This window comes from Hypnocyclicus thermotrophus (assembly GCF_004365575.1).
GTDB classification, from domain to species: domain Bacteria; phylum Fusobacteriota; class Fusobacteriia; order Fusobacteriales; family Fusobacteriaceae; genus Hypnocyclicus; species Hypnocyclicus thermotrophus.
This window is the reverse complement of sequence record NZ_SOBG01000007.1, coordinates 103720-130538: the sequence shown is the minus strand read 5'-3', so window position 1 is coordinate 130538 and position 26819 is coordinate 103720. Positions and strand designations below refer to the sequence as shown.

Annotated in this window: 27 protein-coding genes; 24 read left to right on the top strand and 3 right to left on the bottom strand. The window is 23.2% G+C overall.

Annotation, left to right across the window (positions count from 1 at the left end; genetic code table 11):
* The 21 genes from EV215_RS08515 to rpsO form a co-directional block, all read left to right on the top strand.
* Nucleotides 1-410: IS30 family transposase (locus tag EV215_RS08515; protein ID WP_134113585.1), on the top strand; the 410-nt coding region annotated here is incomplete at its 5' end.
* Between the two features lie 207 nt (nt 411-617).
* Entirely contained in the window at nt 618-1082 is a 465-nt protein-coding gene (gene ndk, locus EV215_RS08510) for a nucleoside-diphosphate kinase (protein ID WP_134113584.1), read from the top strand.
* Nucleotides 1083-1153: 71 nt separating this feature from the next.
* Nucleotides 1154-1597: a CBS domain-containing protein gene (locus EV215_RS08505; RefSeq protein WP_134113583.1), complete on the top strand. Its 444-nt coding sequence runs from the start codon at nt 1154-1156 to the stop codon at nt 1595-1597.
* A gap of 19 nt (nt 1598-1616) precedes the next feature.
* Nucleotides 1617-2906, top strand: a complete 1290-nt coding sequence (locus tag EV215_RS08500; protein WP_134113582.1) for a hemolysin family protein — start codon at nt 1617-1619, stop codon at nt 2904-2906.
* The gene (locus tag EV215_RS08495; RefSeq protein WP_166667390.1) at nt 2899-3600 is read left to right on the top strand and encodes a DUF502 domain-containing protein; all 702 of its coding nucleotides are present in this window, start codon (nt 2899-2901) and stop codon (nt 3598-3600) included. Before EV215_RS08500 ends, EV215_RS08495 begins: the two co-directional genes overlap by 8 nt.
* Nucleotides 3590-4465 carry a tetratricopeptide repeat protein gene (locus EV215_RS08490; protein WP_134113580.1) on the top strand — a complete coding sequence of 292 codons (876 nt, stop codon included), beginning with the start codon at nt 3590-3592 and terminating at the stop codon, nt 4463-4465. Before EV215_RS08495 ends, EV215_RS08490 begins: the two co-directional genes overlap by 11 nt.
* Before the next feature lie 196 nt (nt 4466-4661).
* Nucleotides 4662-6686, top strand: a complete 2025-nt coding sequence (locus EV215_RS08485) for a GAF domain-containing SpoIIE family protein phosphatase (protein WP_166667389.1) — start codon at nt 4662-4664, stop codon at nt 6684-6686.
* Nucleotides 6687-6688: 2 nt separating this feature from the next.
* Nucleotides 6689-7129, top strand: a complete 441-nt coding sequence (locus EV215_RS08480) for an NUDIX domain-containing protein (RefSeq protein WP_134113578.1) — start codon at nt 6689-6691, stop codon at nt 7127-7129.
* 78 nt (nt 7130-7207) lie between these two features.
* Nucleotides 7208-7735 carry an adenine phosphoribosyltransferase gene (locus EV215_RS08475; RefSeq protein WP_243832410.1) on the top strand — a complete coding sequence of 176 codons (528 nt, stop codon included), beginning with the start codon at nt 7208-7210 and terminating at the stop codon, nt 7733-7735.
* Between the two features lie 56 nt (nt 7736-7791).
* Complete coding sequence (locus tag EV215_RS08470) at nt 7792-9963, top strand: RelA/SpoT family protein (protein WP_134113576.1); 2172 nt, start codon at nt 7792-7794, stop codon at nt 9961-9963.
* Nucleotides 9964-9971: 8 nt separating this feature from the next.
* Nucleotides 9972-11129, top strand: coding sequence for a tRNA guanosine(34) transglycosylase Tgt (gene tgt / locus EV215_RS08465; protein WP_134113575.1), 1158 nt, complete (start codon nt 9972-9974; stop codon nt 11127-11129).
* A gap of 100 nt (nt 11130-11229) precedes the next feature.
* Entirely contained in the window at nt 11230-12522 is a 1293-nt protein-coding gene (rsmB, locus tag EV215_RS08460; protein ID WP_134113574.1) for a 16S rRNA (cytosine(967)-C(5))-methyltransferase RsmB, read from the top strand.
* Nucleotides 12523-12546: 24 nt separating this feature from the next.
* Nucleotides 12547-13170 (top strand): O-methyltransferase, encoded by a 624-nt coding sequence (locus EV215_RS08455; protein WP_134113573.1) that lies wholly within the window; start codon nt 12547-12549, stop codon nt 13168-13170.
* Between the two features lie 117 nt (nt 13171-13287).
* Nucleotides 13288-13554: a hypothetical protein gene (locus EV215_RS08450; protein WP_134113572.1), complete on the top strand. Its 267-nt coding sequence runs from the start codon at nt 13288-13290 to the stop codon at nt 13552-13554.
* Between the two features lie 65 nt (nt 13555-13619).
* Entirely contained in the window at nt 13620-14570 is a 951-nt protein-coding gene (mltG, locus tag EV215_RS08445) for an endolytic transglycosylase MltG (protein ID WP_134113571.1), read from the top strand.
* Nucleotides 14570-15400 carry a CheR family methyltransferase gene (locus EV215_RS08440; protein ID WP_134113570.1) on the top strand — a complete coding sequence of 277 codons (831 nt, stop codon included), beginning with the start codon at nt 14570-14572 and terminating at the stop codon, nt 15398-15400. Before mltG ends, EV215_RS08440 begins: the two co-directional genes overlap by 1 nt.
* Nucleotides 15401-15447: 47 nt before the next feature.
* Complete coding sequence (locus EV215_RS08435; RefSeq protein WP_134113569.1) at nt 15448-17103, top strand: B12-binding domain-containing radical SAM protein; 1656 nt, start codon at nt 15448-15450, stop codon at nt 17101-17103.
* A gap of 2 nt (nt 17104-17105) precedes the next feature.
* Nucleotides 17106-18251 (top strand): SpoIID/LytB domain-containing protein, encoded by a 1146-nt coding sequence (locus EV215_RS08430; RefSeq protein WP_134113568.1) that lies wholly within the window; start codon nt 17106-17108, stop codon nt 18249-18251.
* Nucleotides 18252-18262: 11 nt separating this feature from the next.
* Nucleotides 18263-19618: a tRNA lysidine(34) synthetase TilS gene (gene tilS, locus EV215_RS08425; RefSeq protein ID WP_134113567.1), complete on the top strand. Its 1356-nt coding sequence runs from the start codon at nt 18263-18265 to the stop codon at nt 19616-19618.
* Nucleotides 19611-21737, top strand: coding sequence for an ATP-dependent zinc metalloprotease FtsH (ftsH, locus tag EV215_RS08420; RefSeq protein WP_134113566.1), 2127 nt, complete (start codon nt 19611-19613; stop codon nt 21735-21737). The genes tilS and ftsH overlap by 8 nt, the downstream gene beginning before the upstream one ends.
* Nucleotides 21738-21850: 113 nt before the next feature.
* The gene (gene rpsO, locus EV215_RS08415; protein WP_134113565.1) at nt 21851-22111 is read left to right on the top strand and encodes a 30S ribosomal protein S15; all 261 of its coding nucleotides are present in this window, start codon (nt 21851-21853) and stop codon (nt 22109-22111) included.
* A gap of 74 nt (nt 22112-22185) precedes the next feature.
* Here rpsO and EV215_RS08410 read toward each other — a convergent pair whose 3' ends face one another.
* Complete coding sequence (locus EV215_RS08410) at nt 22186-22689, bottom strand: hypothetical protein (RefSeq protein WP_134113564.1); 504 nt, start codon at nt 22687-22689, stop codon at nt 22186-22188.
* A 154-nt stretch (nt 22690-22843) separates the two neighbouring features.
* Here EV215_RS08410 and EV215_RS10525 point away from each other — a divergent pair, with 154 nt between their 5' ends.
* Nucleotides 22844-23008 carry a hypothetical protein gene (locus tag EV215_RS10525; RefSeq protein WP_166667388.1) on the top strand — a complete coding sequence of 55 codons (165 nt, stop codon included), beginning with the start codon at nt 22844-22846 and terminating at the stop codon, nt 23006-23008.
* A 34-nt stretch (nt 23009-23042) separates the two neighbouring features.
* Here EV215_RS10525 and EV215_RS08405 read toward each other — a convergent pair whose 3' ends face one another.
* The gene (locus tag EV215_RS08405) at nt 23043-23909 is read right to left on the bottom strand and encodes a hypothetical protein (RefSeq protein WP_134113563.1); all 867 of its coding nucleotides are present in this window, start codon (nt 23907-23909) and stop codon (nt 23043-23045) included.
* Between the two features lie 67 nt (nt 23910-23976).
* Nucleotides 23977-24639, bottom strand: a complete 663-nt coding sequence (locus EV215_RS08400) for a Crp/Fnr family transcriptional regulator (RefSeq protein WP_134113562.1) — start codon at nt 24637-24639, stop codon at nt 23977-23979.
* A gap of 121 nt (nt 24640-24760) precedes the next feature.
* Between EV215_RS08400 and EV215_RS08395 the strand changes: the two genes are divergently transcribed.
* Nucleotides 24761-25969 carry an ABC transporter substrate-binding protein gene (locus EV215_RS08395; protein WP_134113561.1) on the top strand — a complete coding sequence of 403 codons (1209 nt, stop codon included), beginning with the start codon at nt 24761-24763 and terminating at the stop codon, nt 25967-25969.
* Nucleotides 25970-26674: a GTP-binding protein gene (locus tag EV215_RS08390; protein WP_134113560.1), complete on the top strand. Its 705-nt coding sequence runs from the start codon at nt 25970-25972 to the stop codon at nt 26672-26674. It abuts the gene before it with no gap.
* Nucleotides 26675-26819 lie beyond the last annotated feature (145 nt).

Genomic DNA, 26819 nt, shown 5'->3' with positions numbered 1-26819 from the left:
AAATAATAGAATTATTGGCTAATAAAACACAAAACTCGGTAATAAAAGCATTAGATAGATTAGAAAGAAAAATAGGAGTAAAAAACTTTAGAGAAGAATTTAAAACAATAACAACAGATAATGGAAGTGAGTTTTTAGATTATGAAAGGATAGAGAAATCATATACAGGAAGTAAGAAAAAAAGGACGACACAATATTTTGCAAATGCATATAGTTCTTGGCAAAGAGGAAGTAATGAAAATCAGAATAAACTGATAAGAAGATTTCTAAAGAAGGGAAGTAGTTTTAAAGACCTAATAAGAGAAGAAGTAAAGGAAATAGAAAGATGGATGAATAACTATCCAAGAAAAATGTTTGGATTTAAAAGTCCAAATGAAGTTTATGAAGAAAAATTAGTTAAATTAGCATAGGGGTAGATGTGTGCAATTAAACTTGCAATTTTCACAATATTTTTTATTTATAATATAAATTTATCTTAATTATAAAAAAGGATATTTTATTTTTTATCGAAAATAGAAATAAGTAAATTATTATTAAAAAGTTATAAAATAAAAATTATCATTATCAAATAATAATTTTATAACTAATTTAAATTATTATCTTAAGGAGGAAAAAATATGGAACAAACTTTTGCAATGGTAAAACCTGGTGCAGTACAAAGAGAATTAATTGGTGAAATAATAACTAGATTTGAAAAAAAAGGAATAAAATTAGTAGGACTTAAACTTATGCAAATGAGTGAAGAACTTGCAAAACAACATTATGCTGAACATACAGAAAAACCATTTTTTGATGAATTGGTAAAAGGAATTACTGCTGGACCTGTAGTTGCTATGGTCTTAGAAGGTGAAAATGTTATTAATATAGTTAGAACCATGGCAGGAGCTACAAGACCTTCTGATGCCCTTCCGGGAACTATTAGAGGAGATTATGTTCTTGATACTGGAAAAAATGTTATCCATACTTCTGATTCAAAAGAAAGTGCAATTCGTGAAATTAATTTATTTTTTAAAAAAGAAGAAATTATTAATTATTCTCTAGCTACTGAAACATGGATATATGTGCTTCCTAAAACAGAATAATTTAAAGTGTATATATTCTTGTAATTTAACTGTATTTATGCTAAAATTAATTTAAATTTGAGGTGGTTAAAATGAAAAAAATTACTAATATTATGTCAAGAAATATAGTTACTATATCTTCAGATACAAATATAAAAGAAATTATTCATATAATGAAAGAAAAAAATATAGGTAAATTGCCTGTTATTGAAAATAACAAAGTTATTGGTGTTGTTGAAAGAAAATCTTTATTGATAAAAAAAGAATCTGCTCCACTACCACCTGTTATTGCTATAAATGATTTAATTTTACAATTACCAAATAGTAAATCTTTTAAAGAAAGATTAAATAAACTTACTGGTTATCTTGCAAAAGAAATTATGGAAACAAATTTTTTAAAAATAGATATTAATGATACCCTAGAAAATTTAGTTACTAAGCTAGTTGAAGATAATTATACTTACGCTCTAATTTTTAATAATGATTCGTTAGAAGGTATAATTACTGAAACTGATTTAATAAAAAATATTTTTTAATTAAGGAAGGTGTACTTACTTGGAAACGTATAGTCAGATTATATTGTTAATTTTTTTAATAATTTTATCTGGATTTTTTTCGTCATCCGAAACTGCTCTTACTGGATTTAAGATGACAAAATTAAAAAAAGTCGAAGAAGAAAATGAAAACATTGCAAAACTTTTAAAACTTTGGTTAAAAAAACCAAATGAATTTCTTACTGCAATATTAATTGGAAATAATATTGTAAATATTCTAGCATCATCAATTGCTACTACCTTAGCAATTACTTTAATTGGTAATAATGCTAATACAATACTTTTGGTTACTGGAATAATGACTATTATTATATTAATTTTTGGTGAAATAACTCCAAAAATTATAGCGAAAAATTACCCTACAAAAATTTCTATGTCTGTAATAAGAATTATAAATATTTTAAATATAATATTTTATCCTATTACTAAAATACTTATTTTTGTTTCTAGAATTATCAGTAAGTTTTTTGGTGTTGAATTAAACGAAAATAAACTTTTAATTACTGAAGAAGACATTAAATCATTTGTTAATGTCGGAAAAGATGAAGGCGTTTTAGAAGAAGAAGAGCAAGAAATGATACACTCTATTTTTGAATTTGGTGATACCACTGTAAAAGAAGTAATGATTCCTAGAACTACTATGTTTGTTTTAGAAGGTTCTCAACTTGTAAAAGATATTTGGGATGATATAATTGATAGTGGATTTTCTAGAATACCTGTTTATGAAGAAAAAATAGATAATATTATAGGAATTATATACGTAAAAGATTTATTTACTGTAATAAAAGAAAATAAACTTCATTTACCTATTAAAAATTTTGTCAGAGAAGCATATTTTGTTCCAGAAACAAAAGAACTTGATGCTTTATTAAAAGAATTTAAAAAAGCACATATTCATATTGCGATGGTTGTCGATGAATATGGTGGAATTAATGGTCTTGTTACAATAGAAGACTTGATTGAAGAAATTATTGGTGAAATAAGTGATGAATTTGATGATGATGACGATGGTGAATTAATTAAAAAATTAAGCGATTTTAAATATCTTGTTAATGCAATGATCTCAATTGACGATTTAGATAATGAGTTAAATATAAATATCCCTATTTCTGATGATTATGATACTTTAGGTGGATTTATTTATTCAGTATTAGGGCGTATTCCTGTAATCAATGACACAATAACTCATGAAAATCTAACTATTCGTGTAATGAAAATTGAAGAAAGACGTATTGATAAAGTTCTTATTATTATAAATAATACAGAAAATAATGGTGATAAAGGTGAATAACAAAATAAGAAACAATTTAAAAAAATACTTTATTGCGGGGATAATAGCTACATTGCCTTTATTTGCAACTATTTATATTCTTTCATTTATCTTTAAGTTAACTATTCATACAGTTACACAAATACTTCCTATGCAATATTTAGTTGATATTTTTTTAGAAAATGATATAGGAATAAATATTGATTTTATAAAATACTTTTTATCCAACTTTTTATCTCTTGCATTAGTCTTTTTTATAATTTATATAATTGGTTTACTTGTAAGTCATTTTATAAATTATGAAAGAATTAATTATTTTGAAAATGTTTTTTTAAAATTACCTTTAGTAAAACCAATTTATTCTACATTTAAACAATTTAATAATATATTATTTTCTAAAGATTTTAAATCTTATAAAAAGGTTGTTTTAGTTGAATACCCTAGAAAAGGTATATATAGTATTGGATTCTTAACTAATAATAAAGGTTTTTTTGATAATGAACATATAAATAAAAATGAATTATGTAGTGTTTTTATTCCTACATCTCCTAATCCTACATCTGGTATGTTTATTATGACTAAAGTAGAAGAAGTAATTTTTTTAAATATGAAAATTGAAGATGCTTTTAAACTTATTATATCTGGAGGCGCAATATATCCTGAAGAATTAATTACTACTTATAAAGAGGTGAAAATTACAAAGGATGAATTATAAATTATTTAAACTATTTATTATTTTTATACTTATTTTTAATTTTGGATGTAGTAATTCACAAAAAAAACAAATAGAAAACAATAAAAAACAAGAAAATTATGCAATTGTTAAGGGAATTAATGCTCTTAATCAAAATAAAATACAAGTTGCACTTGAAAGTTTTTTAGATGCTTATTCTATTAACTCTGAAAATATTTTTACACTACAAAACCTTGCTTTTATTTATAGCGAAAAAAAGGATTATAATACTGCAGAATCTTATTATTTAAAAATATTATCAAAAAAATCTAATGATACAAATACACTCTATAATATTTCTGTTTTATATTATAATCAAGAAAAATATATAAAAGCTTTAAATTATTTAAAAAAGATATCTTATGATCAATTAAATGATAAGATTTTAATATTAAAATCTAAAACTTATTATGCCTTAAATGATTATAAAAATGCATATAATAATATTATTCTTATTAAAAATAATAATATTGATACTGATATTTTTTTAGTTAATATTTTATTTAAATTAAATGATATTTCAAATCTTCATCCTTTATTAGTATCTTTATATAAAAAATACCCTAATAATATTGAAATTAATATTTTATATTCAAAACATTTATATTATAATCTCAATGAATATAAAAAGGCATTAAATATTATAAATAAATATTTCATAAAAAACGGTGTTAATAAAAAAATGGTTATTTTTATTACTGAAATTTGTGTCAATGAAAAAGATTTTATTAATGCAAAAAAATATATAAATTTAACACCGGAAGCTGATATTTTTGATAATAAAATATTAGAATTAAAAAAAATAATAGAAAAGGAAGTAAAAAATAATGAAAGATTGGCAAATTAATTTTCTATATAAAATTATTGTTTTTATTCTTTTTTTCTTTTCTCCAATTATTGTATTAAAATTATTAAATAATTTTGATTTTTATATTCAAAATTATATTATTTTATATTTTTTTCAAATAATTATTCTTACTTTTAGCTACTTTTTATATGAATTCAGATTACGACTCTATTTTTCAAAAACAATAAAAAAAATTATGAATAAAAATTCTAAATTTAATTTAAATAATTCTACATATAGAAATTTTTTTGGTTTTGATAGTTTTAGTACATTTGAATATTTTTTTAACGAAGAAATAGATAAATTATTTAATAAAATAACTGAACTAGAATATAACTATAATTTATTAGATAAAAATAAATCTGAAAAATTAAATTTTCAAGAAGAACAAACTAATAAACTTATAAATAAAATAACAAAAGATAATAATTTGATATTAAAAAAAGATTTTTTATTAGATGCTTTTTTACAAGTTTTTGATGCCTTAGAGAATTCTAATATCAGTTATGATATGTTCTTTGATGAAATTTCTTTTTATCTAACAAAATATTTTGATATAAAAGAATTAATTATCTATAAAAATTCTTCTAAAGGCTTTAAAATTTTTAGTCAACTATCTAATGAAAATAAAATTTCTGAAGAAATATTAAATAAAATAAAAAATGTTGAAGGTGGAATTTTTGTTCATACAGATTATAACTATAATAGTGGTTATAATTTTATAATTAATCTGAAAAATTATTATATCCATCATGGAGTTATTTTCATAAATATAAATGATACTGAATATTTAGAAAACGAATTATTATTTAAATTGACAAAAGCTATTATTCAAGGATTTACACATATGTTAAATAATTTATATTTTGTTAAACAGTTAAATTTAAAATTAAAAAATAAAGATAAAAAAATCGAAGAATTAAATTTAAAATTAAAAGATACTGAAAATAATTTAGAACTTCAATTAGATGAAGTTTCTAACATGTATGAAGAAATCGTAACTTTATATAAAATAGGAAAAGAAATTGGTAAGATATATAACAAAAAAGAATTAGAAGAAAAAATAATTGAACTTTCACTTGATATAATCGAAGCTGAATTTGGATTAATATATTATTACGAACATAATAATATCAAAATCTCTTCAATAGTAAATGTTGAAGATTCTAAATTAAAAGCTGAGTTAAAACTTTTATCAAGAATGGAAAATATTTTTTTCTTTATTAAAAATAGTGATAAAGAAGTTATCGTAAATAATGTTTCAATTTTACCTAATTTCTCTTTGTTACCGTCTACGCTAAGAAAAAAATTAAAAAATTTCCTTGAAGTTCCTTTATTTAATGGGAAAAAAATTATTGGTGGAATTATACTGTTTAATAAAGAAACTGAATTTTCAGCTGCAAATGTAAGTTTTTTAACTTCACTCGCAAATCAAATATCAATTGCTGTACAAAATATCGACTTTTTAAATAAAGAAATTGAAAGAAGAAAAGAAGAAGAACAATTAAAAATTGCTAGCCAAATACAAGCAGGATTATTTCCTCAAGAAATGCCTAAACCTAAAAACGGTGACTTCTATGGTATAAATATTCCTGCAAAAGCAGTTGGTGGAGATTATTATGATTTAATTCAAATAAATGAAAATATTGTTATTGGTATTGTTGCTGATGTTTCTGGAAAAGGTATTCCTGCATCTTTATTAATGAGTATGTTAAAAACTACTTTTAAAATGTCTATTACAAAATTAAATGAATTTTCTCCAGAAAAAATACTTTCGTTATTAAATGATTATTTAATAACTGAAAACTTAAATGGTAAATTTGTTACTGCTGTTTGTTTTAAAATAGATACTGAAAAACAAGAAATTGAACTTTCAAATGCTGGACATGACCCTGTATTACATTATGATTCTAAAAACAATACTATTTTAGAGTATCAAGCTGGAGGTACTGTTTTAGGTTTCTTAGAAGAAACTTTTGAAAAAGAAATTATAAAATACAATAAAGATGATGTTTTCCTTTTATATACCGATGGTGTTGTAGAGGCTAGAAGTTTAAATAATGATTTTTTTGAATTTGAAAGATTATATGACAGCATTAAAAAATACCATCAACTAAATGCAAAAGCATTAATTGAAAATTTAATGTTTGATATAAAAAAATTTACTAATGGAAATAAACAAAATGATGATATTACAATATTAGCTATAAAGGGGTTATAATTATGAATAAAAATCCAAGAGTCCGTGTTGCTGGAATACTTGTTAAAGAAGGAAAATTATTGTTAATTCAACATAAAAAAAACGGAAAAGAATATTGGTTATTACCTGGTGGTGGAGTTGACTTTGGAGAAACTATGCAAAAAGCATTAAAAAGAGAATTTATTGAAGAAACAAATTTAAATATACGTGTGAATGATTTACTTTTTATTTCTGAAGCTATTGATCCAAATGGAGAAAAACATATTATTAATTTCTTTTTTGAAGTAGAATATAGTAGTGGTATTTTAAAATTATCAAAAGAAAAAAGATTGGTTGACTTAAAATACATTGATATTAATAAAATAGATAATATTGTTATGTATCCAAACATAAAAAAAGAACTAATTGATTATTTTAAAAACAATGATAAAAATATCAAATATATTGGAAATATTTGGGAATAAGGTTGACATTATTATATTTATCTTGTAGAATAAAAATTCAGTGTATATTATAAATATTTAGGAGGAAATATAATTAAAATGGAAAAAAACTTTGATTATTTAAAAGACTTAATAAGAACAATTCCTGATTTTCCAGAAAAAGGAATACTTTTTAGAGATATTACTACATTATTAAAAAACAAAAAAGGATTAAAAGATGTTATAGATATTTTCACTGAAAGATATAAAGATAAAAATATCGATTATGTATTAGGAGCTGACGCTAGAGGTTTTATTTTTGGAGCTGCTATTGCATATAATATTGGAGCTGGATTTATTCCTGTAAGAAAAAAAGGAAAGCTTCCATATAAAACAATTTCTGCTGATTATACTTTAGAATATGGAACTAACTCTATTGAAATACATGAAGATGCTATTGAAAAAGAATCTACTGTTGTTATTGTAGATGATCTTTTAGCTACTGGCGGAACAGCGAGAGCTATGATTGATTTAGTAGATAAAATTGGTGCTAAAATACACGAATTAGCTTTTATGATTGAACTTAAAGATTTAAATGGTGTAGATAAATTAAATGGACATAATGTATTTTCAATTTTAAAATACTAGAGATGACTCTTATGAGTCGTCTATTTTTTTAAAAGATAAAGAAATGTGGTGAATAGATGGAATATCGTAATGATTTACTTATTGCTATAAAAAAATCTGCTAGTAATAATTTAAATATAGAAAAAATAATGATTGCTTATGAATTTGCTAAAGAAGCTCATTTAGGTCAAGTTAGGAGATCTGGTGAAGGATATATTGCACATCCCGTTGCTGTTGCAAAAATTTTAATTGAACTTCACATGGACACAGATACTATTATTGCTGGTTTATTACATGATGTAATTGAAGACACAATGATATCAAAAACTGATATTATATATAATTTTGGTGAAATAGTAGCTGAACTTGTTGACGGTGTAACAAAGCTTAAAAACTTGCCAGAAGGAACCAAAAAACAGCATGAAAACATTCGTAAAATGATAGTTTCTATGGCTAAAGATGTAAGAGTAGTTATAATTAAATTAGCTGATAGACTTCATAATATGCGAACACTTAAATTTATGAAGCCGGAAAAACAAATTAGTATAGCAAAAGAAACATTAAACATTTTTGCTCCTCTTGCTCATAGACTAGGAATTGCAAAAATAAAATGGGAATTAGAAGATATTGCATTTTCTTATTTACATCCAGAAATATATAGACAAATTGTAGAGCTTGTGAATAGTAAAAGACATGAAAGAGAAAAATATACAGAAAATGTTTTAAATTATTTAAAAATAGAACTAGAAAAATATGATATAAAAGGCGAAGTATCTGGTAGAGTAAAACATTTTTATAGTATTTATAAAAAAATGTATGAAAAAGGCAAAAATTTTGAAGAATTATATGATTTAACAGCTCTTAGAATAATCGTTAAATCAAAAGCGGATTGTTATAATAGCCTTGGTATAATACATAATATTTGGATTCCTGTACCAGGTAGATTTAAAGATTATATAGCAGTTCCAAAAGCAAATGGCTATCAATCAATTCATACTACTGTTGTTGGTCCTAATGGAAAATATATTGAAATCCAAATTAGAACTCATGAAATGCATAAAATCGCCGAAGAAGGAATTGCTGCTCATTGGGCATATAAAGAAAAAATAAAAACTAACCGTAGAGATAACATCTATTCTTGGCTTAGGAATATTTTAGAATGGCAAAACGAAGCTGAAACATCAGAAGAATTTATCAATACTGTTACTGGTGATATTTTAAATGATACTGTATTTGTATTTTCACCTAAAGGAGATGTTATTGAACTTACAAATGGTGCTACTCCTCTTGATTTTGCTTTTCATATTCACACACAAATAGGTTATAAATGTATTGGGGCTAAAGTAAATAATCGAATGGTTCCACTTGATTATAAATTAAAAAATGGAGATCAAGTAGATATCATTACTTCTAAATCTGCTAAAGGTCCAGGAAGAGATTGGTTAAACATTGTTGTTACTCATAGTGCAAAATCAAAAATTAAAAAATGGATAAAAGACCAAGAGTTTGAAGAAAATTATAAATTAGGTAAATCTATGGTTGAAAAAGAGCTATTAAAATATAATTTAAAATTAAAAGATATTGAAAATTCTAATATAGCAAAAGATTTTATAAAAAAACAAAGTCTTCCAAATTTTAATGATTTACTTTTTCAAATTGGTATAGGTCGAATTCCATTAGATACATTTATTTCAAAATTTAAACCTATTGAAGAAAAAAATATTGAAAATAATTTAGAAGAGATTTTAGATAAAAATAATAAAAAAATAAAATCTAATGACGATAATGCTATTATTATAAACGGTACTGATAATACTCTTGTAAGATTTGCAAAATGTTGTACTCCTTTACCTGGTGATGATGTTGAAGGTTATGTTACACGTGGTCAAGGTATTACTGTACATATAAAGACATGTAAAAATTTGATTTCTTTAAAAAATAAAGAACCTGAAAGAATAATCCCCGTAAAATGGAATGAATCTATAGTTAAAAACAAGTTTACTAAATTTATTTTTAATTTTACTATAATTGCTTTTGATAGAAATAATTTATTAAAAGATATTATTAATTTAATTTCTGAAAGCAAAATGAATCTTTTAGGTATAAATACACATAGCTATAAAAATAATGGTGAAAAATATGCAAAACTTCATTTAACTATTGAATTAAATGAAAGAGAGCAATTTAAAAGGCTTACAGCTAACCTAGAAAAAATCAAAGGTATAGTTAGTGTAAAAAGAGATATATAGGAGGAAAGATGTTACCTGTTAAATATAAACTTGAAAAAAAAGATGGAAAAGCTAGAGCTGGAGAGATAAATACTCCACATGGAAATATAAAAACACCTGTTTTTATGCCTGTTGGAACTCAAGCAACTGTTAAAACAATGACTCCAGAAGAATTAGAAAAAATTAATGCTGAAATAATTCTTGGGAATACTTACCATTTATATTTAAGACCTACTGATGAAATTGTAGCTAAATTTGGTGGTTTACATAAATTTATGAATTGGAATAAACCTATTTTAACAGATAGTGGTGGATTTCAAGTGTTTAGCTTGGGAGCCCTTAGAAAAATAACAGAAGAAGGTGTAAATTTTAGATCACATATAGACGGGTCAAAACATTTTATTTCACCTGAAAAATCTATTTCAATACAAAATAATCTTGGTTCTGATATAATGATGGCTTTTGATGAATGTCCTCCTGGACTTGCTGACAGAGAATACATGAAAGACTCTCTTGAAAGAACTACTAGATGGGCTAAAAGATGTATAAAAGCAAATAAAAATCCTGATAGACAAGGTTTGTTTGCAATAGTTCAAGGTGGAATCTATGAAGATTTAAGAGATCAAAGCTTAAATGAATTAACTGAAATGGATGATCATTTTTCAGGATACGCTATAGGTGGTCTTGCAGTTGGTGAACCTAGAGAAGATATGTATAGAATATTAGATTATATTACTCCAAAATTACCAGAAGAAAAACCTAGATATCTTATGGGCGTTGGTGAGCCTCTTGATATGCTTGAAGCTGTTGCTAACGGAGTAGATATGATGGATTGTGTACAACCTAGTAGAATTGGGCGTCACGGTACTGTATTTACTAAGTATGGTAGATTAGTGATTAAAAATGCTAGTTATTCAGAAGATACAAGACCTTTAGATGAAGATTGTGATTGCTATGTATGTAAAAATTATACAAGAGGGTATATAAGACATCTATTTAAAACAGGTGAAATCCTTGGACAAAGACTTGCTACATACCATAATTTATATTTTTTAATTAAAATGATGAATAACGCCAGAGAGGCTATCCTTAATAATAACTTTTATGAATTCAAAAAAGAATTTGAAAATAATTATACACAAGGGAAAAAAAGCGAATGGATTAAACCAAAAAAATTTAAAGATTAAAATTTATTTATAAAAAAAGGGTTATTTACCCTTTTTTTATTGTAGAATACAGCAATAAAATATATTATTATTGTTAATCTACATTTTTGAAAGGAGTTATATGAATATAAAAGAGAGAATAATAGATGTTTTTTCTCACTATGAAGCCGGAAAATATTCTAATATTGCATTAAATGATTATTTTAGGGAAAATCCTAATTTACCAATAAAAGAAAAATCTTTTATTACTGAAGTCTTTTACGGAATGATTAGAAAACAGATGTTTTTAGAATATGTTTTGCGTACATATACAAAAAAAATAGAATATCCTTGGTTAAAAAATCTACTCCGTTTATCCCTTTACCAAGGACTTTTTATGGATAGTGATGAAAAAGGAGTCGTTTGGGAAGCTGTTGAACTTACAAAAAATAAATATGATAAAAAAGTAGCTAATTTTGTAAATGGTGTTTTACGAAAAATTTTTCGTGAAAAAAATGAAATTTTTAATTCATTATTAAATAAAAAAGAGTACCTTTTATACTCTTATCCAAAATGGTTTTATAATAAAATAAAATCCGATTATCCCAAAAACTTTAAAGAAATTTTAAAAACTTTAAAAGAAACACCTTACTTAAGTATAAGAATTAATAAATTAAAGTATACTGAAAAAGAATTTTTAAATTTATTAAATAAATTAAATATAAAAATCTTAAAGCAAGTTGATTTTGTATATTATTTATCTGATGGAAAAATATTAAATACAGATGAATTTAAATCTGGAAAATTAACAGTTCAAGATGCTTCCTCATATATTGCAGCAAAAAATTTAAACGCTAATAAAGATGATAGAATTCTTGATGCTTGTAGTGCTCCTGGCGGTAAATCTATGGTTATCGCTGAATCAATGAATAATACTGGTGAAATAATTTCTCTTGATATTCACGAACATAAAATTAAACTTATTAAAAATAATGCTGAAAATATGGGTATTAAAAATGTTTATCCTATATTACATGATGCAAGAAAAATAAATGAATTAAATGGTGAATTTGATAAAATTTTAGTTGATGCTCCGTGTAGTGGATTTGGTGTAATTAGAAAAAAACCAGAAGCTATATACAATAAAACAATATCTAATGTTGAGGAACTTGCTAGATTACAATTAGATATATTAAATTCTGCTAGTAAAAAATTAAAAAAGGGTGGAATATTAGTTTATAGTACTTGCACTATAACTAAAGAAGAAAATACAGCTAACATACGTAAGTTTTTAGAGACACATTCTAATTTTTCTGTTGTTGAAACTGATATCCCCAAAAATGTTAATTTCATCAAAGATAAATATAACGGTATTAATATATTTGATAATTTTTTAGATGCGTTTTATATTATTAAATTGAAAAAAAATTCTTAATATTTATAACGAAAGGAGATTAATATGCTTGAAGAATTAAAGCAAGCAAACGACTATATATATTCAAAATTAAATGAAAAAAATACATTTTTTTTAGAATTAGAAGAATATGCTGAAAAATATAATATTCCAATAATCACAAAAGAAGTTAAAGAATTTCTTAGATTTTTACTTTCTACTAATAAATATCAAAATATTTTAGAAATTGGAAGTGCTATTGGATATTCTACACTTATTATGTCAAAAACCTTAAACGATAATTGTCATATTACAACGCTAGAAATAGATAAAGAAAGATATGATATTGCAAAATCTAATTTTAAAAAGTCAAACAACAATAATATTGACATATTACTTGGTGATGCTTTAGATATTATTCCTACACTTAATAAAAAATATGATTTTATATTTATTGATGCTGCAAAAGGTCAATATCAAAATTTTTTTAATACTTCATATAATTTGTTGAATGAAAATGGATTAATATTTATTGATAATATTATGTTTAGAGGATATTTATATAAAGAATATCCTAAACGTTTTAAAACAATTGTTAAAAAACTAGATAATTTTATTGACTATTTATATCAAAACCATGATTTTACTCTTTTACCTTTTGGAGATGGAATAGGTTTAGTTAAAAAATAAGTTTATTATTTAATCACTCTATATATTTTGATAAAATTCTAATTTTTTTAGATTTTCTTATTTTAATTTAAAGGATTTTTTATTTTTCCTCGTAAATATTTATGAGGTGAATAATATATGAAAAGTAAAACAATCGAAATATTAAATAGCATAGATAATTTTCCTAAAAAAATAGAGAAAAAAAAAGGTGAAATCCTAAAACAAGATTTTATTCTTGATAGTAATTTTAAGCAAAACTCATTAAAAAATTTAGAACGAAGATATTATTTTAATAAAGATAACGAAAAATACATTTTAATTGAAGAATTTTTATTTAAAGAAAATGAAATGGAAATAAAACTTGAAAATGCTATTACAATAAATTATTATATTAATAAAAAATAAATATTCTAATCTTTATTTTTATATGATATAATATGTAAGGAAAATCTAATATTAAGAGGAAATTTATGAAATTTAAAAAAATATTTTTTTTGATTTTTACTGTATTAATTTTAAGTAGCGGTTACTTTTATTTTGATTTTTATTATAATAAAAATTTTTATCAATTAAATATTACAATAAATACAAATGATACTATTAAAAAAATATATAACAAATTAAATATAAATTATAACTTTTTTGATAGAGTTTTTTTTAAATTTTTTTTTGATTCGAAAAAAATAAAAGCAGGTACTTTTAATTTAAATAATTACTATACAAAAAATGAATTATTTAAAGAATTTACTAAAAATTCTTATAAAATAATCAAAATTGTTATTCCTGAAGGATTTACATTAAAACAGGTTAAAAATAGATTAAATTCAAATAATTTAATTGATATTAAAAAATTTGAAGAAATTTTAAAAAATAAAAAAAATTTTTATTATCCTACACCAAATCAAAATTTTGAAGGCTATTTTTATCCTGATACATATTATTTTACTAAATCACAATCTGAAAATGAAATTATAAATATGTTTTTAGATAATTTTTTAAAAAAGTATCCACCTAAAAATTATCCTGATAAAAATAAATTTTATAATAATTTAATTCTTGCATCAATCATAGAAAAAGAAGCAGCTAATGATAAAGAAAAATATTTGATTTCTTCTGTATTTCATAACAGATTAAATATAAATATGAAACTTCAATCATGTGCTACTTTAGCATATCTATTTAATTACCAAAAAAGTAATTTTTCTAAAAAAGATCTAAAAATAAACTCAAAATATAATACATATTATTATAAAGGACTTCCGCCTACACCTATTTCAAATCCTGGAAAAATATCTTTTTTAGCGGCTGAAAATCCTAAAAATAGTAACTATTTATATTTTGTATTAACCAAAGATAGAGTTCATCATTTTTCTACTACATATAAAGAACATCTAAGATATAAGAAAGGAAGTAATTTTTAATGATTATCAAAATTGAAATGAATGACAAAGAATTTGAACTTTTTAGAGATTATATTTATGAGAGAAGTGGTATACACTATACAATAAATAAAAAAACTATCTTACAAAATAGAGTAAGAAGAAGACTTAGAGATTTAGAACTTGATTCTTATACTAAATATTTTAATATAATAAAAAACAAGTCAATGTCTGATCCGGAAGTAATTAAATTTTTTGATGAAGTTACTACTAACGAAACATCTTTTTTTAGACATGATAAACAATTTATCGCTTTAGAAAAAATGGTAATACCTGAATTATTAGCCAATAGAAGAATTTCTACTATCAATATTTGGAGTGCTGCTGCTTCTACTGGAAAAGAAGCATATACTATAGCTGCTGTTTTGAAAGAAATACCTGAATTAAAAGGAAAAAATATTAAAATTTTAGGTACTGATTTAAATCAAAAAGTTTTAAATATTGCTAAAGAAGGAAAATATGATATTAAAGATATTAAAAATGTTGAAAAAAAATATTTAAAATATTTTGATATTGATGAAAAAAATGGTATTGTTACTGTGAAAAATGAGCTTAAATCTTTAGTAACTTTCAAAAGATTTAATTTAACTGATAGATTTACAAGTATTCCTAAAATGGACATTATTTTCTGTAGAAATGTATTTATTTATTTTCAAAAACACACTCAAAAAGAGATTGTCGATAAATTTTATGATAAGTTAAATCCTAATGGATTTTTTATTTTAGGACATTCTGAAACATTAAATGGAATTGATAATAATTTTACATATAGAAAATTTAACAATGAAAATTTAATGATATATCAAAAATAGCGTTCTTTAATATAGAACGCTTATTTTTTCTTGATAAGGAGAAGTTAATGAAAAATATTTTATTTTTAGCAATAAATAGTAAGTTTGTACATACTAATCTTGCTCTTAGATATATAAAAAAATATATTGAAATAAATAGCTTTTATAAAATAAATTTAATTGAAAAAACTATAAATAATCATTTACTCGAAATTTTGACTACTATAAATGAAGAAAATCCTGATTTAATTGCTATTTCAACGTATATTTGGAATAGTGAATATGTATATAAATTAATTATTGAAATAAAAAAGATTTTACCTAATACAAAAATTTTATTAGGCGGACCTGAAGTATCTTATCAAGCAGAAAAACTAATGAATTTATACAAAGAAATTGATTATATCATTTCTGGTGAAGGTGAAGAAATTTTTTTAGAATTTTTAACTAAAGACATTGACTCTGTAAAAGGTATTTATTATAGAAAAGAAAAGAAAATAACATTTAATGGATATAAAACACCTATTTTAAATTTAGACATAATTCCTTTCCCATATGATGAAAATGAATTATCTGAAACATCACCATTAATATTATATTATGAATCTTCAAGAGGATGTCCTTTTAATTGTGCTTACTGCATGTCTTCACTTGATAAAAAAGTTAGATATTTTTCATTAGAAAGAGTTAAAACTGATTTAATGAAATTTATTAATAAAAAAGTAAAATTAGTAAAATTTGTTGATAGAACTTTTAATCTTAATAAAAAAAGATATTTAGAAATATGGAAATTTTTATTAGAAAATTATAATGAAAAAACTACTTTTCATTTTGAAATAAGTGTAGATTTATTTGATGAAGAGGTTATTAAATTTTTACAAAAAGTTCCTAGAAAATATTTCCAATTTGAAATAGGAATTCAAACTATTAATGAAAAAACTTTAAATATTATTCATCGAACAAATAAATTAGAAATACTCAAAAAAAATATTTTGGATATAAAAGATAATATACATTTACATGTTGATTTAATAGCTGGTTTACCTGAAGAAGATTATAATACATTTAAAAAATCATTTAATTATGTTCATTCTTTAAAAGCTGAAATGATACAATTAGGTTTTTTAAAAATTTTAAATGGTACTGAAATGGAGAGTCTTGTTAGTAAATATAATTATAATTATCTCGATTTCCCACCATACGAAGTCTTAAGTAATAATTATATATCTTTTAATGACCTTGTAAAACTAAAAAATATTGAAAAAGCGTTAGATTTTTATTATAATTCTAATAAATTTTTAAAATCTTTAAATTATATCTTAATAAATTTTTATGATTCACCTTTTGAATTTTATGAAAATATTTCTGAGTATTATAAAAAGAGAAAATTAATTAATGTCGCTCATAAACAAGTGTCTATATTTAATTATTTATATGAATTTTATTTAGACAAATCTTTTAAAAATATTGATATTTTTATAGAATATTTAAAATTTGATTATCTCTCAATAGGAAAAACGGGATATTTTCCATATTGGTTCAAAAGAAATACTGATAAAGAAAAATATAATGAATTATTAAATAATTTAAATTTCAAATCTAAACGAGAAGCTTATAAAAAAACTGAATATGAAATATTTAATTATGATATAATAAATAATAAAAAAGAGAAAAAAGAGATACTTTTTATCTATAATAATGATTTAATAATAAAGGAGATTTAACATTGAAAAAAATATTATTATTTTTTATTTTATTATCAACTTTTTCATTTTCATTTGATTATCAATTATCTTTAGATACTTTTGGTCCTTTAATTAGAGTAGGTTTAAAAAGATTTGAAAGTAATTCTATTTATATAAAGTCTATTAACGGAAATTTATTAATAAAATATAATAACAAAACTTCTATACTTTCTAAAAATGATAGTATAAAAATCACTTACTATAATAATAAAATAAAAATTTTAAATAGCATAACTAACAAAATAATAATAAAAAAATTAGATATTATTTCAATGTTTGATATTAGTAAAAATGGAAAAACATATTCTACTTATAGAGGCGAATTAGAATTATTACCGCATAATAACCATATTCTTCCTATTAATATAGTAAGAACCGAAGAATATTTATATAGTGTTGTTCCTTCAGAAATAGGTTTTTCATTTCCTGACGAAGCTATAAAGGCTCAAGCTGTTGCAGCTAGAACATATTTATTCTATTCAATGAAAAATAAAAAGTTTGATTTATATGATGTAGAAGATGGAGTTACTTCTCAGGTATATTTAGGTTATAATAAAGAAAACAAAAGAATAAATGATTTGATTAATCAGACAGAAAATCAAGTTATTACTTATAATGGAAAATATATAAACGCTCTTTTTCATGCTAGTAGTGGAGGATATACTGCTAATAGTGAAGATGTTTGGGGAAGTAAAATTCCTTATCTTAGAAGTGTTGATGATAGAAAAAATGATATAGAATCACCTCGTAGACATTGGAGTTATAAAATTAATAAGCAAGATTTTTCAAAATTAATAGGATTCAAAGTCTCTTATATTAAAATCATTGAAATAAAAAGTAAGCGTGCTAAAAAAGTAAAAATTATAGGCGATAAAACAATTACTATTTCTGGGGATAAATTGCGTCAAATAGTAGGTTATTCTAAAATTTTTAGTACAATGTTCACAATAAAATCATCAGGAAATTATTTTTATTTTTCTGGTAGTGGTTCTGGACATGGTGTAGGACTTCCTCAGTGGAGTGCTTATACATTAGCTAAAAAAGGTAAAAATTATATTGAAATATTAAAAAAATATTATCAAGGTGTTAGCATCAAAAGCATAAATTATCAAATTGCTGAAAAATAGAAAGGAAAATAGTGAGAATTTATAATAAATTTTTATCAACTATACAAAATAATAATTTAATTTCAAAAAATGATAAAATAATTATTGCATTATCAGGTGGTCCTGATTCAGTTTGTTTATTTCATTTACTTTATAAATTACAATCTAAATATAATTTATCTCTTTATTTTGCACATATCAATCATAACTTAAGAGGAATAGATGCTGATTTAGATGAACAATTTGTTATTGAATTAGGTAAAAAATACAATATTCCTACTTTTATAAAAAGTGTAGATATAAAAAAATATGCTACCTCTTTTAAACTTAGTGAAGAAGAAGCTGGTAGAGAAGTTAGATACAACTTCTTTAAAGAAATAAAAAATAAAATAGGCGCTAATAAAGTGGCTCTTGCACATATTTTAGATGATAATGTAGAAACATTTATGTTTCGACTATCGAGAGGAACATCTATAGATGGACTTTGTTCTATTCCTGTAAAAAGAGATTATTATATTCGTCCTTTATTATATATCAAAAAAGAGGAAATTCTAAAATTTCTAGAAGAAAATAATTTGAGATATCAAATTGATGAGAGTAATTTCAAATCAATTTATACTAGAAATAAAATTCGACTTGAATTAATTCCATATTTTGAAAAAGAATTTAACTCAAATTTTAAAGATAAAATCATATCTTTAATTGATGAGTTAAATGACATTAATAAATACTTTAAAAAAGAAATTGATAATTATATAAATAACTCTGGAAAGAAATTTGATATTGATAAACTTATATCTTTTCCAGAATACTTACAAAAAGAAATTATTAAAACTATTCTAAAAAACAATAATATTGCCTATAACAGAAAAAAAATTAATAAAATTTTTAATTTGTTGTATTCAAATGGTAGCAAAGAATACTTATTAAATGAGCAAAAAAAATTATATAAAATATATAATGAATTTTATATTTCTGATAATATTAAAATTCTTAATAACAATTCTTTAGAAAAAACATTAAAAATTAATTCAAATTTAATATTTAATAATTATTATATTTCTATTAGAGAAAGTGATAAGTATATTTCAAAAAATAATGTTTTTTGTATTGATAAAGATAAAATTTTACATAATGAATTTTTAATTCGTACAAGAAAAAAAGGCGATTTTTTTATCCCTATTGGCTCAAAAAACAAAAAAAAATTAAAAGATTTCTTTATAAATGAAAAAATTGATAAATATAAAAGAAATTCTTTGCCTTTAATAATTAATAATGATAAAATAGTTTGTGTTGGTAATATTCGATTAAGCGAAGAATTTAAGACTACCACAACTACTAAAAAATTTTTAATAATCGAACTTAAGGAGGTAGAAACTAATGAATAATGATTATGAAAATCAAAATAATTCTCATGAAAATGAAGATGTTCAAAAAAATGAAGATATTCAAAATGAGAATAAAGAGTCTAATGATTCTAATGAAAAATTAGATTCTAAAGAAAATAAGAAAGAAGAGAATAAGAAAGAAAATAAAACTAATGAAGAAAAAAAGGATAAAAAAGAAGATACAAAAAAAGATAAAGATAAAATATTAGAAGAGTTATTTTCTGATGAAAATAGCGAAAAAAAATTAAAAGTTAATTTTAAAAATATTGTATTAATTCTTTTTGTGATTGTCCTTATTATTTCCCTACCAAATCTTTTATCAACTTCTACAACTCAAACTATAAAAGAAGTATCTTATACTGAATTTATTAATACTCTTAAAAATGGTAATATTCTAAGAGTTGAAGAAAAAGAAGACTATCTATATGCATATGATGATGTAACTAAACAAAAATATAAAACTAAAATGATAACATATAGAATATCTCAAGACGAAAAACTAATGAAAATTATTGATGAAAAAAATATAGATGTAATATCTCTAGAACCTGATAGAATGCCACTTTTATTAACTAATATATTCTTATCATGGTCACCAATGATATTGCTTATAGTTGTATGGATATTTTTACTAAATAGAATGAATAGAGGAAATAGTAATAGTGGTGGTCCTCAAATATTTAATATTGGTAAATCTAAAACAAAAGATGGAACATCACAAAAAGTAAAAGTTACTTTTAATGATGTTGCTGGAGCTGATGAAGCAAAAGTTGAACTTCAAGAAATAGTAGAGTTTTTAAAGGAACCTAAAAAATTCTTAAAAGCTGGAGCTAAAATTCCTAAAGGTGTATTATTAATGGGGGCGCCTGGTACAGGAAAAACCCTTTTAGCAAAAGCTGTTGCTGGAGAAGCAAATGTACCATTTTTTAGTATTTCTGGTTCTGAATTTGTTGAAATGTTTGTTGGTGTTGGAGCTTCAAGAGTAAGAGATTTATTCGGAAAAGCTAGAAAAAATGCACCTTGTATTGTATTTATAGATGAAATTGATGCTGTTGGTAGAAAAAGGGGAAGTGGACAAGGTGGCGGAAATGATGAAAGAGAGCAAACTCTAAATCAACTTCTTGTAGAAATGGATGGTTTTGGAAATGATGAAACTATTATAGTTATTGCCGCTACAAACAGACCTGAAATCCTTGACAAAGCTCTTATGAGACCAGGTAGATTTGATAGACAAGTAGTAGTTGATAGACCTGATAAAAAAGGTAGAGAAGAAATATTAAAAGTTCATTCTAAAAATAAAAAATTAGCCGAAGATGTAGATTTACAAGTAGTTGCTAGAAAAACGCCTGGCTTTGTTGGTGCTGATTTAGCTAATTTATTAAATGAAGCTGCAATTTTAGCTGCTAGAGATAATAGAGTTGTTATTACTATGGCTGACTTAGAAGAAGCTAGTGAAAAGGTATCTATTGGACCTGAAAGAAAATCTAGACTTACTATTGAAAAAGAAAAATATATTGTAGCTTACCATGAAGTAGGTCATACACTTGTTCAATGGATGATTCCTCATACAGACCCTGTACATAAAGTAACTATTGTTCCTAGAGGTATGGCGGCTCTTGGTTATACTATGAGTTTACCTACTGAAGATAAATATTTAAAATCAAAAAATGAATATTTATCAGAATTACAAGCACTTCTTGGTGGAAGAGCTGCTGAAGAACTTGTATTTGGAGATATTACTACTGGAGCAAGTAATGATATTGAAAGAGCTACAAAAATGGCTCTTGCTATGGTTACTCGGTTTGGTATGGTAGATAAATTTGGACCTCTTATGCTTGATGATTCTCAAGAAGGAGAATGGTTTAAACAAAGAATATATAGTGAAGATACTGCTAAACTAATAGATGCAGAAGTTAAAAAACTTATTAATGATGCATATAATTCCGCTAAAAAAATATTATCTGATAATATAGAACTTCTTGAAAAAATTTCTTTACAACTTCTTGAAAAAGAAACTATAATGTCTGAAGAATTAGAAGAAATTATTGGTTTTCCTCAAGTAAAAGAAGATTTTTTAAAAGATACTATTACTGAAAATTTAAAAAAATATAAAAATTAATTCTTTACATAATTTATTAATTATGATATAATTTGTTGCATTTATTCTAGGTTTAGTAGCTGTTGCCGGCTCTATACTTGGATTAAATAATAATATAATTAGGAGGTAACAAAATGTTGGCAAACAAAAAAGATTTAGTAAAAAAATTTGGTAAAAGTGAAAAAGATACTGGTTCTACAGAAGTTCAAGTAGCTATCTTAACAGATAGAATTAATCATTTAACTGAACATTTAAAAGTTCATAAAAAAGATCATCATTCAAGATTAGGTCTTTTAAAAATGGTTGGTAAAAGAAGAAGATTATTAAATTACTTAAAATCTAAAGATATCGAAGGATATAGAAATTTAATAAAAGAATTAGGAATAAGAAAATAATTAATTTTAGAGATAGCAAATTGCTATCTCTTTTTAATAAAAAAAGGCTTTTTTAAATAAAAGCCCTTTTTTTATTAAAATATTTTTATTCCTAAAGCTAATGTAATCATTGTCATAGTATCTTTTGTACCATTTATTGTCACTGGATAATTTGTATAAAGTAATTCACCTTGTGAATTAAATATATCTATTCCAAGCCCCATTCCCCAAAAAGTACTTGTGTCTAGAGATGTAAAACCAGATTTACTATATGCACTCATATAGCCGTATTTACCTACTAAATATGGTTTAAATGCTACTGGAAATAAATTATATTTTAAATATCCATAAGTCAATCTTGGTGCAAATTTTTCTCCTGTACTTAAGCTAATAGACTTGTCCCATTCCATTCCTGCTCCTATTGAAAATGTAATTAAGTCTTGGCCTGCTTCTAAACCTATACCAACTCTTGCACTATTATCCGTTTCATTTAATTTTTGAAACGCTGTGTTTGTACTAACAGGTAATCTAAGTGTAATATCCAGTGCATACGCTTGAACTCCCATTAATAAAATAAATAAAATAAGTGTTTTTTTCATATCTTCTCCTTTCTAATTAAATTTTAATTTTAAAGTAATATTATCCTATATATTAATTATCGTAACAAATAAAAATTTTTAAAGGAAATATTAATTTTTATCATATAATATATATGCAGCACCTTATATAATCAAATATTTGGAGGTGGTTTACATGTTTATGGATAAACTTACTTTTTATGAACAACTTTACTTAGAAGAATTAAATGCCGTAGAATTTGAACTAAAGAATAACCCCTTTAATAAAAAATATGTAGATGAATGGGTCGCTTTAGCAAAAGTATTAAATGAAATTCAAGTAGCAAGAAGTAATAATTAGATATATTTAAAATGAGAGTCAAAACTCTCATTTTTTATTGTTGCATAATAATTATATCTATATTTTCTTTATTTTTTATTAAATTTGCATATTCAACTGCAATTTTTTTAAAGAAAATATTCTTTGATTGTAAAATATATTCTCCATTTTTTTCAAAAATTTCAAGTTCTATATATTTTTCAAATCTTTTTTGCTCTTTAACCAAGTTATCGAGATTTTTATCTTTCAATAAAACTAATCTCCACTCTTTTATTGTTAACACAGAATCTATTCCAAATAAATTATTTAATTTATTGCTTATATCCATAGCTATTTCTTTTGGAAATTTATCTTTACTTATTATATATTCTTTATCTTTTACTCTTATTAAAGAAATATCTAATATTTTTTTTAACTTATTTTTTATTTCTTCTTTATCTTTCAAATCACCAAAATTAATGTTATATATGTTTGAAAAATCATCTATTAATTTATTTTTATTTTCTACAAAAATAATTTTATTTTCTTTAGTTTCTATTTTAACCTCTTTTTTTATTTCGTTATTTTTATTTTCTTTTTGTTCTGCTAACGTTACTATATTTTTTTCTTTTTTTATTTCTATTTGATTATCTTTTTTTTCTTCTTTTTTAGTTAATATTTTTTCTGAAATTTCTTCTTTTTTTTCTTCTTTTATTTTATTTGTTTTTTCATTATTAATTTCTTCAATTGTTTTTAATAATTTTTCAAATTCTTCTTTTGTTTTTTCTACTTCTTTATTTTTTATCTCTTCTTTTTTTTCTATTTTTTCTATTTTTTCTTTAGATTTTAAAATATTTTTTTCTTCTTTTAAAGAAGTTTTCATTATAATTCCCGTTATTAGAATAGATAATCCAAATCCTAATAAAAAATAATTTTTATACATCTTACCTCCATTAATTATTATTAATACAACTATTATACTATAATTAAGAAAGTTTTTCAAAATCTATTTATTCTTCTTCTAATAATTTATCTTCATCTAAAATTTTATAATGATTTTTGCCTATTCTTTCTATTATTTTTTTATCTATCAAATGTGATAGAGTTCTTGATAATGATGGTCTTGCTACTCCAAAAGTTTCCGATATATCTTTTAATGATTTATGAAATTTAAACGTATTATCTTCTTTTATATTTTCATTTATATAATCTCTTAATTTTTCTATAATTGATTTATTTTTAAAATCAAACCAAATCTTTTTGCTTAAAAATTGTGTTTTTGTCGATATATTATTTAAATAATTTACAAGTATTTGTTCGTTCAATCTAAAAAGCTTTAATAATTCAGATTTTGTAATACAAAATATTTCTGCATCACTTTTACAATAAATATCAACTGGATAATAATTCATTTCTCCAAAAATAAATGCACTTGCCAATATATCTCCTTTTTTTAATTCATCAATTTTAATACATTTTCCATCATTTTTTTGCATTTCAGTATAAAGAAATCCCTCTAATAAGATTAACATATTGTTAACTTCATCTCCACGAAAAGCAATTACTTCATCTTTTTTATATTTTTTTATATTATATCTTACTTTTTTTAAAATATTTTCTATTTCTATCTCTTTTAAACCTTTAAAAATAGACATTTCAACTAATCTTTTCATTGTATACCTCACTTTTTTATTATAATATATTATATAGTAACTTATGTTACTGAAAAAATCAATAGAAAATTGTATACTTGTTTTGTAAAGAAATAAAAGATATATTTTTAGGAGGTTTAATATGAATTTTATAAATAAAGAAATGACAATAATCGAAATACTAAATAAATATCCAGAAACAATAGAGTTTTTCAAATCTAAGGGATTTAAAGGTTTTGAAAATAACTTAATGTTAAAAACTGTCGGAAAAATATCATTAGAGCAAAGTATAAAATTAAAAAAATTATCTGTTGATGCATTCCTTGAAGGAATTAACGATTTTATTTCTCATAACATTGAAACTGAAGATATTACATTAAAAAATTCAGAAATTAAAACTAATAGTGATATTTCAATTACTGGTCTTTTGCCTTGTCCGGTAAGAGTCCCATTATTAGAAGGATTTGAAAAATTTAAAAAACAAAATTCTTTAAATATCTCTGCAGATTTAAAAGCAGCTTCAAGTGGTCTTGATTGGTTAAAAGAAAGTATTAAAAAAGATAGTTCAAACATCTCAGATATATTTATCTCTGCAGGATTTGATTTGTTTTTTGAAGATGACTTAATGGGTCAATATAGAAAAGAAAAAATATTTGAAGATATTACTGGAATAACTGAATATAACAAAGATTTTAAAGATTTAAATATAAAAGATCCTAATAATTATTATTCTATAATATCTGTTGTACCTGCTGTATTTTTGGTAAATACTGAAGAGTTAGGAAATAAAAAATTTCCTAAAACTTGGGCAGATATATTATCAGATGAATATGAAAATTCTATAAGTTTACCTGTCTCAGATTTTGATTTATTCAACGCTATTTTATTAAATATCTATAAATTATATGGTGAAGATGGAGTTAAAAGACTTGGAAGAGCTCTGCTTAGAAGTATGCATCCTGCTCAAATGGTTAAATCAGATAGATTGAAAATGAAAAAACCTATTGTTACTATTATGCCTTATTTTTTTACAAAAATGACAGGTCAAGGAGGCCCTATGGTAGCTCAATGGCCAGAAGATGGAGCTATTATATCTCCCATATTTATGTTAACTAAAAAAAATAAAAAAGATAAATTAGAAAATATAGCAAAATTTTTTGCTTCAAAAGAAATAGGAGAAATATTATCTCATAAAGGTTTATTTCCATCTACACATCCTAAAGTAGATAATAAATTAGAAAATAATAAATTTATTTGGCTTGGATGGGATTTTATAAATTCAAATGATATCGGTAAATTAATTAATTATTGTGAAGAAATATTTAATAATTCAATTAAGGAGGAAGAATAGATGAATCTAATTACATTTTCTGGTCCACCTTCATCAGGTAAGACTTCGGTTATTATTAAAACTATAGAAAGTTTCAAACAGAGAAATATAAAAGTAGGCGTTGTAAAATTTGATTGCCTATATACAGATGATGATTTAATATATGAAAAAATAGGTGTTCCTGTAAAAAAAGGATTATCTGCTTCTCTTTGTCCAGATCATTATTTTGTAAGTAATATCGAAGAAGTCGTTCAGTGGGGAAGAGAAAAGAATTTAGATATTTTAATTACAGAAAGTGCTGGACTTTGTAATAGATGCTCGCCTTATATTCAAGATATAAAAGCCATATGTGTAATAGATAATCTAAGTGGTATAAATACACCTAAAAAAATAGGTCCTATGTTAAAAAGTGCTGATATTGTTGTTATAACTAAAGGAGATATTGTTTCTCAAGCAGAAAGAGAAGTATTTGCTTCTAGAGTAAATTCAGTAAATCCAAAAGCAAAAACAATACATATAAATGGATTAACTGGCCAAGGCGCTTATGAATTATCTACTCTTATGTACGATAACAATGAAAACATTGAAACATTAAAAGGAAAAAAATTAAGATTCTCTATGCCTTCAGCTCTTTGCTCTTACTGTTTAGGAGAAACAAGAATTGGGGAAGAACATCAAATGGGAAATGTAAGAAAAATAGATTTGGGTGATAATAATGCTAAATAGAAAAAAATTAGAAATATTAACTATAAAAGAATTAAAGGAAGAATATTCATTTTTATCAGATTATTTTAAAGACAATCTAATAAATGTTGAAAACAAAGAAAATTTAACTCTTATTCAACTCCTTGATTCAATTGATAAAATCGAA

Excerpts from the sequence above, each read along its gene's own strand:
- ndk (WP_134113584.1), top strand. The coding sequence starts at position 618 with ATGGAACAAACTTTTGCAATGGTAAAACCTGGTGCAGTACAAAGAGAA.
- EV215_RS08505 (WP_134113583.1), top strand. The coding sequence starts at position 1,154 with ATGAAAAAAATTACTAATATTATGTCAAGAAATATAGTTACTATATCT.
- EV215_RS08490 (WP_134113580.1), top strand. The coding sequence starts at position 3,590 with ATGAATTATAAATTATTTAAACTATTTATTATTTTTATACTTATTTTT.
- EV215_RS08485 (WP_166667389.1), top strand. The coding sequence starts at position 4,662 with ATGAATAAAAATTCTAAATTTAATTTAAATAATTCTACATATAGAAAT.
- EV215_RS08480 (WP_134113578.1), top strand. The coding sequence starts at position 6,689 with ATGAATAAAAATCCAAGAGTCCGTGTTGCTGGAATACTTGTTAAAGAA.
- EV215_RS08475 (WP_243832410.1), top strand. The coding sequence starts at position 7,208 with ATGGAAAAAAACTTTGATTATTTAAAAGACTTAATAAGAACAATTCCT.
- EV215_RS08470 (WP_134113576.1), top strand. The coding sequence starts at position 7,792 with ATGGAATATCGTAATGATTTACTTATTGCTATAAAAAAATCTGCTAGT.
- tgt (WP_134113575.1), top strand. The coding sequence starts at position 9,972 with ATGTTACCTGTTAAATATAAACTTGAAAAAAAAGATGGAAAAGCTAGA.
- rsmB (WP_134113574.1), top strand. The coding sequence starts at position 11,230 with ATGAATATAAAAGAGAGAATAATAGATGTTTTTTCTCACTATGAAGCC.
- EV215_RS08455 (WP_134113573.1), top strand. The coding sequence starts at position 12,547 with ATGCTTGAAGAATTAAAGCAAGCAAACGACTATATATATTCAAAATTA.
- EV215_RS08450 (WP_134113572.1), top strand. The coding sequence starts at position 13,288 with ATGAAAAGTAAAACAATCGAAATATTAAATAGCATAGATAATTTTCCT.
- mltG (WP_134113571.1), top strand. The coding sequence starts at position 13,620 with ATGAAATTTAAAAAAATATTTTTTTTGATTTTTACTGTATTAATTTTA.
- EV215_RS08440 (WP_134113570.1), top strand. The coding sequence starts at position 14,570 with ATGATTATCAAAATTGAAATGAATGACAAAGAATTTGAACTTTTTAGA.
- EV215_RS08435 (WP_134113569.1), top strand. The coding sequence starts at position 15,448 with ATGAAAAATATTTTATTTTTAGCAATAAATAGTAAGTTTGTACATACT.
- ftsH (WP_134113566.1), top strand. The coding sequence starts at position 19,611 with ATGAATAATGATTATGAAAATCAAAATAATTCTCATGAAAATGAAGAT.
- rpsO (WP_134113565.1), top strand. The coding sequence starts at position 21,851 with ATGTTGGCAAACAAAAAAGATTTAGTAAAAAAATTTGGTAAAAGTGAA.
- EV215_RS08410 (WP_134113564.1), bottom strand. The coding sequence starts at position 22,689 with ATGAAAAAAACACTTATTTTATTTATTTTATTAATGGGAGTTCAAGCG.
- EV215_RS10525 (WP_166667388.1), top strand. The coding sequence starts at position 22,844 with ATGTTTATGGATAAACTTACTTTTTATGAACAACTTTACTTAGAAGAA.
- EV215_RS08405 (WP_134113563.1), bottom strand. The coding sequence starts at position 23,909 with ATGTATAAAAATTATTTTTTATTAGGATTTGGATTATCTATTCTAATA.
- EV215_RS08400 (WP_134113562.1), bottom strand. The coding sequence starts at position 24,639 with ATGAAAAGATTAGTTGAAATGTCTATTTTTAAAGGTTTAAAAGAGATA.
- EV215_RS08395 (WP_134113561.1), top strand. The coding sequence starts at position 24,761 with ATGAATTTTATAAATAAAGAAATGACAATAATCGAAATACTAAATAAA.
- EV215_RS08390 (WP_134113560.1), top strand. The coding sequence starts at position 25,970 with ATGAATCTAATTACATTTTCTGGTCCACCTTCATCAGGTAAGACTTCG.